Below are 9368 nucleotides of genomic sequence, written 5' to 3' on the forward strand. Positions count from 1 at the left end.
GGCCGAATTTGAAGTCTTTTCTGAACGAAACCCCCTACTATCTGTGGTCAAGGTTCAGTTTTTAGCTTGGTTATCGCTTTTTCCATTGTAGCTTAAAGCCGTCGTAAAACGACGGGGTTTTAACCCAAATTTTCGATAAAGCACAACTCGCTCACGCGGTGAGTCAGGGAAGAACCTTAGTCACTCACAACCGAACCGATTTTGAAGAACTGGTTCGCGATTACTTCGATGCCAATCGAACCCATTACGGGGTGATTTTCGCCGTCCGTCGCCCTCCGCGAGAGATGGCGAACCGTTTACTCGTTATTCTTGATCGAGTGACTGCGGACGAAATGCGAAACCAAGTTCGATATATTTAATCGCCAAGAAAAATCGCCGTGACCCATTTTTAGGTTCTAGAATGGTCGGAAGTTGGATTCGGTGTAAAGGAACCCTTGTCACATCGAAACATTTCCTTAAGATATAAGACCGAAGGTCCAGTCTGGATACAGAATTGATATACCTAGAATCGCTACTCTGGCTCACCCTCTAGGCCATTCCCTTCCAGACTGCTAGGCTATTAGACAAAATGAATAACAATCAAACTCCACGGAAACAAGGACTATACGATCCCCAATTCGAACATGATGCTTGTGGTGTCGGTTTTATCGTTCATAAAACGGGTAAAAAGTCCCACGATATTGTTGAACAAGCCTTAACAATTTTACTAAACCTCGATCACCGTGGCGCGTGCGGTGCGGAAAAAAATACCGGAGATGGAGCGGGTATTTTGTGCCAAATCCCCGACCTATTTTTCCGGAAAGTGACCAGTAATCTAGGCTTTACCTTACCGGCAGCGGGACAATACGGGGTAGGAATGCTCTACACGGCCCCTGATGCCGAAATTCGCCAGAAAGGTCGGCAGCAATTCGAGAAAATCGCCGCCGAAGAGGGGTTAAAAGTTCTCGGTTGGCGTGATGTTCCCACGGATAACTCTAGTTTGGGCAATTCGGCCAAATCTACCGAACCCTTTATCGAACAGGTTTTCATCGAACGCAATGCCAATTTAAGTGATGATCTGGCCTTTGAACGCAAATTATACGTTATTCGCAAACGTTCCCACCTCAGTCGTCAATCCTTTAATCGTTACTGGTATCCTTGCAGTATTTCTAGTCGTACCATTGTCTATAAAGGGCAATTAATGCCGGTACAGGTGGGGGACTATTTTCCCGATTTACACGACCCCGACTTTCAAAGCGCTTTAGGATTAGTCCATTCTCGTTTTAGTACCAATACCTTCCCCAGTTGGGAACGCGCCCACCCCTACCGTTATATTGCCCATAATGGCGAAATTAATACCCTGCGAGGTAATATTAACTGGATGCACGCCCGTCAGTCGATGTTTGCCTCACCCTTGTTCGGGGAAGACATCAAAAAAATCCAGCCAGTCATTAATATCGAGGGTAGTGACTCCTTAATTTTTGATAATGCCCTAGAATTAATGGTTTTATCGGGGCGTTCTCTTCCTCACGCTGTCATGATGATGATTCCTGAACCCTGGGCAGCCCACGAATCGATGAGTGATGAGAAAAAAGCTTTTTATGAATACCATTCCTGTTTGATGGAACCCTGGGATGGTCCGGCCTCGATCGCTTTTACCGATGGTACGATGATGGGAGCAGTGTTAGACCGCAATGGTTTACGTCCTTCCCGTTACTACGTCACCAAGGATGACCTAGTAATTATGGCATCGGAAGCGGGAGTTTTACCCATTGAACCGGAACGCGTCGCTTTTAAAGGTCGTCTGCAACCCGGCCGGATGTTCCTTGTGGATATGAAAGAAGGTCGTATCGTGGCCGACGAGGAGATAAAAGAAGGTATTGCCAAAGCTCATCCCTATCGCCAGTGGTTAAACGAAAATTTAGTCAATTTAGATGATTTACCGGCTGTGGAAACTGCCTCACCTGAAACTCCTGTTTCCCTAATTCAACAGCAAACCGCTTTCGGTTACACTTTTGAGGAATTACGTCTTTTATTAGCCCCCATGGGCCGGGATGGAGTGGAAGCAGTGGGTTCCATGGGTTCCGATACACCCCTAGCCGTCTTGTCCGATCGGCCAAAACTGCTTTATGATTACTTTCAGCAGTTATTCGCCCAAGTCACTAACCCCCCGATTGACTCGATTCGCGAAGAAATTATCACCTCTCCCATCACCACTATCGGTGCGGAAAGAAATCTCTTGGATCCGCAGCCAGAAAGCTCTCACCTGATTAAACTTAACTCTCCCATCCTCACTAACGCCCAATTAGCTCGTTTACAGGGCAATAGCGAATTTAAAACCGTTACTATTGCCATTCTCTTCGATCCCACTTCGGGAGTCGAGGGAATGCGTAGCACAATTGAGGCAATTTGTCAAGAGGTGGACGAGGCAATTTTAGCAGGCGCGAGCATTATTATTTTAAGCGATCGAGGTATCGATAAAAATCACGCCCCGATTCCCTCACTGCTGGCCGTTGCCGGTTTACACCATCATCTCATCCGGCAGGGAACCCGCACCCGCGTCGGCCTTGTCTTAGAATCGGGCGAACCCCGGGAAGTGCATCACTACGCCCTTCTCCTCGGTTATGGTTGCGGTGCGATTAATCCCTATCTAGCCTTTGCCACCCTCGGCAGTATGATCGAGGAAGGTTTATTGGTAGGAGTTGACCACCAGACCGCCTGTAAAAACTACATAAAAGCCGCCACCAAGGGCGTAATTAAAGTGGCCTCTAAAATTGGCATTTCTACCCTGCAAAGCTACCGTGGGGCGCAAATATTCGAGGCTATCGGCTTAAATCGATCGGTAGTCGATCGCTATTTTACTTGGACAGCTTCCCGCATTGAAGGGGCCGATTTAGCAATTATTGCCAAAGAATCCCTGCTCAGACATGGCCACGCTTTCCCCGACCGGGACGTTAATGTGCATACCCTCGATATTGGCGGTGAATATCAATGGCGTAAGGACGGGGAAGCGCACCTCTTTAGCCCAGAAACCATTCATACCCTGCAACAAGCGGTAAAATTGGGCAAATACGACCTCTTTAAGCAGTATTCCCAACTGGTCAACCAACAAAATCAAAAATTCTTCACCCTGCGGGGACTATTAACTTTTAAAAACCGGGAAAGTATCCCCATCGAAGAAGTGGAACCGATTGAAGCGATTATGAAACGCTTTAAAACCGGGGCCATGAGTTACGGGTCTATTTCCAAAGAGGCCCACGAATCCCTCGCTATTGCCATGAATCGTATCGGTGGCAAGTCGAACACCGGGGAAGGGGGCGAAGATTCCGAGCGCTACACTTGGACAAATGAACAGGGAGACTCGAAAAATAGTGCCATTAAACAGGTGGCTTCCGGCCGTTTTGGTGTCACCAGTCTTTACCTCTCCCAAGCGCGAGAATTGCAGATAAAAATGGCCCAGGGGGCAAAACCGGGCGAAGGCGGTCAATTACCGGGTAAAAAAGTCTATCCTTGGATTGCCAAAGTCCGTCACTCCACCCCCGGAGTCGGTTTAATTTCTCCCCCACCCCACCACGATATCTACTCCATTGAAGACCTAGCGGAGTTGATTCATGACCTAAAAAATGCCAATCGTGCGGCGAGAGTGAGCGTAAAACTGGTTTCTGAGGTGGGAGTCGGTACAATCGCCGCCGGAGTCGCTAAAGCTCACGCAGACGTGGTTTTAATCTCTGGTTTCGATGGTGGGACCGGTGCATCTCCCCAAACCTCGATTAAACACGCGGGTTTACCCTGGGAGTTGGGACTAGCAGAAACCCATCAAACATTGGTGTTAAATAATCTTCGCAGTCGCATTGCGGTGGAAACCGATGGTCAGATGAAAACCGGCCGCGATGTGGTGGTAGCAACCCTATTGGGGGCCGAAGAATTCGGTTTTTCGACCGCGCCACTGGTAACGTTAGGCTGTATTATGATGCGGGTTTGTCATCTTAATACCTGTCCGGCGGGGGTAGCGACCCAGGATCCGTTATTACGGAAGAATTTCATCGGAGATCCCGAATATACGGTGAATTTCATGAAATTTATCGCCCAGGAAGTGCGGGAAATTATGGCCGAATTGGGATTCCGCACCTTAAATGAAATGGTGGGGCGAACTGATGTATTAGAGCCGAAACAGGCTGTAGAACATTGGAAAGCGAAAGGAATTGACCTAACTCCGATTCTCTATCAACCGGAGGTAGAGCCAGAGGTAGGACGTTATTGTCAGATTCCCCAGGACCACGGTTTAGATAAGTCCTTGGATATAACCGTTTTACTGGATTTATGCAAAGATGCCATTGAAAAAGGCGAAAAAGTCAAAGCGACACTACCGATTAAAAATATTAACCGCGTGGTGGGGACGATTTTAGGCAACGAAATCACTAAACGTCACTGGGAGGGTTTACCCGAAGATACCGTACATCTCCATTTTCAGGGCAGCGCGGGGCAGAGTTTCGGTGCTTTTGTTCCCAAAGGAGTGACACTGGAGTTAGAAGGGGATGCTAATGATTATGTGGGTAAGGGTTTAAGCGGTGGCAAAATCATCGTTTATCCGCCCAAAGGTTCCACTTTTGCGGCCGAGGAGAATATTATCATCGGTAACGTGGCTTTATACGGTGCGACCAGTGGTGAGGTGTATATTTCTGGGGTTGCCGGGGAACGTTTTGGGGTGCGTAACTCTGGGGTGACTACGGTGGTTGAGTCCGTTGGCGACCACGCTTGCGAGTACATGACGGGGGGTAAAGTCGTTGTTTTAGGGCCCACCGGTCGCAATTTCGCCGCCGGAATGAGTGGTGGTGTCGCCTACGTCCTCGATGAGTCGGGGGATTTCGCCACTCGTTGCAATACCCAAATGGTGGCTTTAGAGGCGCTAGAAGGGGAAGAAATCGACGATTTACGCGAGTTAATTCAACGCCATGCTGATTACACCCAAAGTCAAAAAGCGGCCCTGGTTTTAGCAAATTGGTCAGAAATGTTGCCCAAGTTTGTTAAAGTAATGCCCAAGGATTATAAGCGGATGTTGCAGTGTATTAAAGAGGCGTTAGATTCCGGTTTAACCGGCGATTCTGCTCTCGATGCGGCTTTTGAAGCCAACGCGCGCGATGTGTCGAGAATCGGTGGAAGTTAGAGGTTAAGGGGGGCTGAATAAACCCCCTTTTTTTCAATAGACAAGTTAAAATAGAGGTTAGATGTTGTTTATAGACCTAACTCCTGTCATTCCAATGGACACACAAAACAATTTTCTCACCTTTGAAATTTTTGCATTTGACACTTCTAATCAATCTCATATCAAAACTCCTGATAATTTAGTCCATCTTCTCGCCTCGAATAATTCATTTTGGAAGGGAACACAACAAATAGGTTGTAACAGTCGCCAAATCAAGGATAATTTTATAGAAATTACAGTAAATCCAATTAAATCTGATCAAGACAGCAAAGATAAATGTATTACAGGTTTTTCAATTGTTGTAAAGGGAGAATATGGTTGTTTAGAACCTCAACGTATTCCAATTTTAAAATTTTTAAAAGACCAAAAATTAGAAAAACTGGATATAGTAAAAGACGAAATTTCTGAACAGATTGCTGATCAAATTTATCCTTATATTAATCGTGTGGAACGCGATTTAAGAGCCTACATAACGAAATTCATGACAACCAAGATAGGAGTGAATTGGTGGACAACGGGATCCACCCAAGATTTTAGAAAGAAAGTTGATCACAGAAAAAATAATGAAAAAGAATTTGCAAGCTATATTGACAATAAACTCTATCTGATAGATTTTGATGATTTAGGTTCGATTATATACAAGCTTTCATCTGGTTGTATAACCAAAGAGGATTTAATTAAAAAAATTGATATGCTTGAAGAAACTCCCGAGGCAATTCGTAAATTAAAAGAAGAAATTAAAAGCAACTATGATAAGTTTTTTAAGGAATCATTTAAAGACAGAAATTTTCAATCTAATTGGGAGAAACTGTATAAAATCAGAAACAAAGTAGCTCATAATAATCTTTTTACCAATGACGACTTAAGTGTGGCCGAAGAAAAACACCGAGACTTAATTGAAACAATCAAGAACGCGGAGCAGAAACTTGAAGGACTGATATTAACTCCTGAAGAAGTAGGATTAATACAAGAAGAAGCAAATTCTATAGAAGATAGACAATATCCCATCGAAAAATTGATGGATATAGTAGGAAAGTTACCATCCGAAAAATTGATGGATCCATTAAGAAAGTCACCATCCAAAAAGATGGATCTAGTAGGAAAGTTACCATCATGCCATTCTCTTATCACTCCTTCTGGCTTAAACTTAAGACGAATGAAAACCGAAAAATTGATGGATGCATTAAGAAAGTTACCATCCGAAAAATTGATGGATCTATTAAGAAAGTCACCATCTGACGGGTTCTTCGGTTTGTGCTATGCAATGGACGGAGTTATAAGGGATGAAACCCTTATAGAGAAGGACATTGATGCGATTTTGTCAATTGTTTTCGATCTAGAACGAACTAATCAATAGAACTCTTGCAAGATAAGGATTTAGTCGATTTATGCCACCCTTTAGGAAGTTGATGGGTGCTGCTACTGAGTCGGGATTCCTTGAGTGTGTAACAGAGCAGAGTATGGCTATCGATTAGACATTTCAAAGCAGATACTCCGAGAAGTCTTGTAAGTGTTCTTTATCATCGGCTTAATTTTGCCAGTGGGAAATTATTATCGGTAATTAACAATTCTTCCCCTAGTTTGAGATTGTATATCAGTTCGGGCAGTTTGGCTTGAGCTTCTTGGAGAGAGACAATCATAATTTTACGGCAAGCGGGAAGATGAAAGGACTTTCTAGGCCGATAATACCAAATCCGTTGAGTAACGCACAGAAAACGGGTTTCTCGGAGAAACCCGTTTTCTACTCATGCAAAAATAACCAGATTTGTTATAATTTCTCGATTCTAACTGATCGACGCAGAGAAGGGATAGGCGAACCGAAAACCCTCTCCATTAAGGACTCGTGTTAAACTGATTAATCATGCTGGTGTCTAGAATTGACCTATGCCGAACTTAACCTTAAGCAACGAACAAGTGATCGAATTAGTCAAACAACTCCCCGAAGCACAGCAACAGGAAGTTTATAAAATTCTCATCCTCAGTCAGTGGAGACAGTTGGAACCAGTATTTAATGAAGGAGCAGAAAGAGCTAGAATCGTAGCCAAAGAACGCGGCTATGATTGGAATACCATGACGGAAAACGAATTTTAACCTTCGATTCCGATTTTTTCTCGGTCAGCATCATTTAATCCGGTCATTGTCCTTGCCTCTGTTGATCAATTTCTTCTTCCTTTATATCCTGTTTTCAGTATTTCTGCAAAACTGAGATGCCCCTCAGAAAATCGGGGCAGATTTTTATGAGTGCTACTCCTTATCATTCTTGGGAGAGGGGATTAAACGAGCCTACCAATGGACTGTTAAGACAATTTTTTCCCAAGGGAACGAATTTCAAAATTGTTAAGCCAGAGCAGGTAGAAAGAGCCGTAAACTTGATTAACAATCGTCCTCGAAAATGTCTTGACTATCGTACCCCGAATGAGGTATTCTATGAAGGTAGATCAGACAGTGATGCAATTCAGACTTGAATTGGCCCATTGTTAGGATTCTCTCGGGTGTTTTTGAGACTTTTTCCATCTATTTCTAGCCAATTTATATCACTTCTTTGTCCATATTCTTCTAATGCCCATTCATTAAACACTTTTAACAAACTCTGCCATTCCATTCCTATCATTACCCTTCTAATTGTTGAATAAGATGGGACTCTTTCTGGAATTATGTTAAATTCTTGACTGAGCCTGTGCCGATTATTTTTAGCAAACTCTCCTAGCTCTCTATAACTTAAGTATCCTAGCATTGTTCCCAGTATTATTACTACTAATACTATCCATAAAGTGTGTCTTTTTCCTTTATCTTTCCGAAAGTCCTTGACTTGTTTCAGTTTTTCTATTAAGCTCAACATATATTTAAAAGGTTGCTGGTCACTTCTCATTTTACAAAGACAGTGATCGCTTTTACTTTTGATATTCTGATGGGAGAATGAAACAGCCCTAGGCAAGGGGGGGGGAGAGATTCCCTCTAGTGAATGTTGGATACGTCCTGTCAGATTAAGGAAACTCAGTGAACCAAGAATCCCGAAGCGCTTAGTGCGACGGGAGTGTCAATCAGTCACCATTGTGCTAAAGCTCCAGTAAGGGCTGAATAATCTTTGCTGTCAAAGCGCATCAACCTGACGCCAGAAAAATTTATTTTTGTAAATAATAATTTCAACTCGCTCGCTACTAGCATAGGATAGAAACGTCGAATTTTCAGGAGGAGTGACGATGAAAGACAGTTCTATATTCCGACGTTTCCCGCAGCTATTCGCGGGTTTGTCGGTGCTATCGATCGCTCTCGTCTTGAGTTCCTGGATAGCGGCGCGCTCCCTCTTAGCGGTGAAACGGGCCAGCGATGTTTTTGTCGTGACTGGTTCGGCAAAAAGGGCGATTACATCCGATTATATTCTCTGGCGTTTATCGGTTTCCAGTCAACAACCCACCGCCCGCGAAGCCTACCGCGATCTGATCCGGCAAACCGAGCGGATACGAGCTTATCTCAAAGAAAAACAAGTTCCCGACGACGCAATCACCACCAACGCGATCGAGACGATGGCGATTCCCGAAGTAACAGCTAACGGCCAGGAAACCGGGCAAATTCTTGCCTATCGCCTCAGCCAACGCTTCGAGATCCGAGCGGGGGATGTGGCCCGTTACACGGAACTTTCTAGGCAGGTAACGGAATTGATCGAGGAGGGAATTAGCCTCGTCTCTGAACCCCCCCAATACCTTTACACCCAACTCGATAAGCTGCGGGTGGAAATGGTGGCGGCAGCGACCAAGGATGCGAGAGCCAGAGCCGAAGCGATCGCCAGTAGTACCGGCAGTCGGGTGGGAAGGGTGCGCGATGCGAAAACGGGAGTTTTTCAGATCACCTCGCGCAATTCCACTGACGTGAGCGATTCGGGAATTTACGACACCTCCTCGATCGACAAAGATATTACCGCGGTCGTTTCGGTGACGTTCGGGATCGAGTGAATTACCGAAATTTTGGGTTAAAGCCCCGTCCTTTTAGGACGGCTTTTTAAACTATAGCTTGTTAACTTAACTTTTATTGTGCTATACTGATTTTGTCTAAGTACCCCCTGCGTAAAATGTTTGTCTTAGAGTTTAAAGTTAAAGCTAAAACTCAACAGTATCAAGCCATAGACGATGCTATTCGTACTGCTCAATTCATCCGTAACAAATGTGTAAGGTTATGGATGGATACAAAA

General features: G+C 44.6%; 6 protein-coding genes and 3 pseudogenes. 7 read left to right on the forward strand and 2 right to left on the reverse strand.

Annotated elements, in window-relative coordinates; translation table 11 throughout:
- Positions 1-128: 128 nt before the first annotated feature.
- The 3 genes from IM322_RS19305 (at position 129) to IM322_RS19315 (ending at position 6539) form a co-directional block, all read left to right on the forward strand.
- Entirely contained in the window at positions 129-359 is a 231-nt protein-coding gene (locus tag IM322_RS19305; RefSeq protein WP_287672845.1) for a DUF5615 family PIN-like protein, read from the forward strand.
- 209 nt (positions 360-568) lie between these two features.
- The gene (gltB, locus tag IM322_RS19310) at positions 569-5143 is read left to right on the forward strand and encodes a glutamate synthase large subunit (RefSeq protein WP_287672842.1); all 4575 of its coding nucleotides are present in this window, start codon (positions 569-571) and stop codon (positions 5141-5143) included.
- Between the two features lie 94 nt (positions 5144-5237).
- A complete protein-coding gene (locus tag IM322_RS19315; protein WP_287713306.1) occupies positions 5238-6539 on the forward strand; it encodes a Swt1 family HEPN domain-containing protein in 1302 nt (433 codons plus the stop codon).
- Positions 6540-6702: 163 nt separating this feature from the next.
- Here IM322_RS19315 and IM322_RS19320 read toward each other — a convergent pair whose 3' ends face one another.
- A complete protein-coding gene (locus IM322_RS19320) occupies positions 6703-6822 on the reverse strand; it encodes a type II toxin-antitoxin system Phd/YefM family antitoxin (protein WP_002777099.1) in 120 nt (39 codons plus the stop codon).
- Between the two features lie 244 nt (positions 6823-7066).
- On the opposite strand from IM322_RS19320, the gene IM322_RS19325 reads away from it, so the two are divergent.
- Both IM322_RS19325 and IM322_RS19330 read left to right on the forward strand, forming a co-directional pair.
- Complete coding sequence (locus IM322_RS19325; protein WP_287672838.1) at positions 7067-7273, forward strand: hypothetical protein; 207 nt, start codon at positions 7067-7069, stop codon at positions 7271-7273.
- A 124-nt stretch (positions 7274-7397) separates the two neighbouring features.
- A pseudogene (locus IM322_RS19330) lies at positions 7398-7647 on the forward strand (transposase); the annotation flags it as partial.
- A gap of 8 nt (positions 7648-7655) precedes the next feature.
- Here the strand turns inward: IM322_RS19330 and IM322_RS19335 are convergent.
- A pseudogene (locus IM322_RS19335) lies at positions 7656-8021 on the reverse strand (transposase family protein); the annotation flags it as partial.
- 361 nt (positions 8022-8382) lie between these two features.
- Between IM322_RS19335 and IM322_RS19340 the strand changes: the two are divergent.
- A complete protein-coding gene (locus IM322_RS19340) occupies positions 8383-9132 on the forward strand; it encodes an SIMPL domain-containing protein (RefSeq protein ID WP_002796620.1) in 750 nt (249 codons plus the stop codon).
- Positions 9133-9248: 116 nt separating this feature from the next.
- Positions 9249-9368, forward strand: a pseudogene (locus IM322_RS19345) (RNA-guided endonuclease TnpB family protein); the annotation flags it as partial.

Source organism: Microcystis sp. M109S1, assembly GCF_020247025.1.
In the GTDB taxonomy this organism is placed as follows: domain Bacteria; phylum Cyanobacteriota; class Cyanobacteriia; order Cyanobacteriales; family Microcystaceae; genus Microcystis.

Bases quoted from the DNA above. Each gene is read 5' to 3' on its own strand.
- gltB (WP_287672842.1), top strand. From the start codon at position 569: ATGAATAACAATCAAACTCCACGGAAACAAGGACTATACGATCCCCAA.
- IM322_RS19315 (WP_287713306.1), top strand. From the start codon at position 5,238: ATGGACACACAAAACAATTTTCTCACCTTTGAAATTTTTGCATTTGAC.
- IM322_RS19320 (WP_002777099.1), bottom strand. From the start codon at position 6,822: ATGATTGTCTCTCTCCAAGAAGCTCAAGCCAAACTGCCCGAACTGATA.
- IM322_RS19325 (WP_287672838.1), top strand. From the start codon at position 7,067: ATGCCGAACTTAACCTTAAGCAACGAACAAGTGATCGAATTAGTCAAA.
- IM322_RS19340 (WP_002796620.1), top strand. From the start codon at position 8,383: ATGAAAGACAGTTCTATATTCCGACGTTTCCCGCAGCTATTCGCGGGT.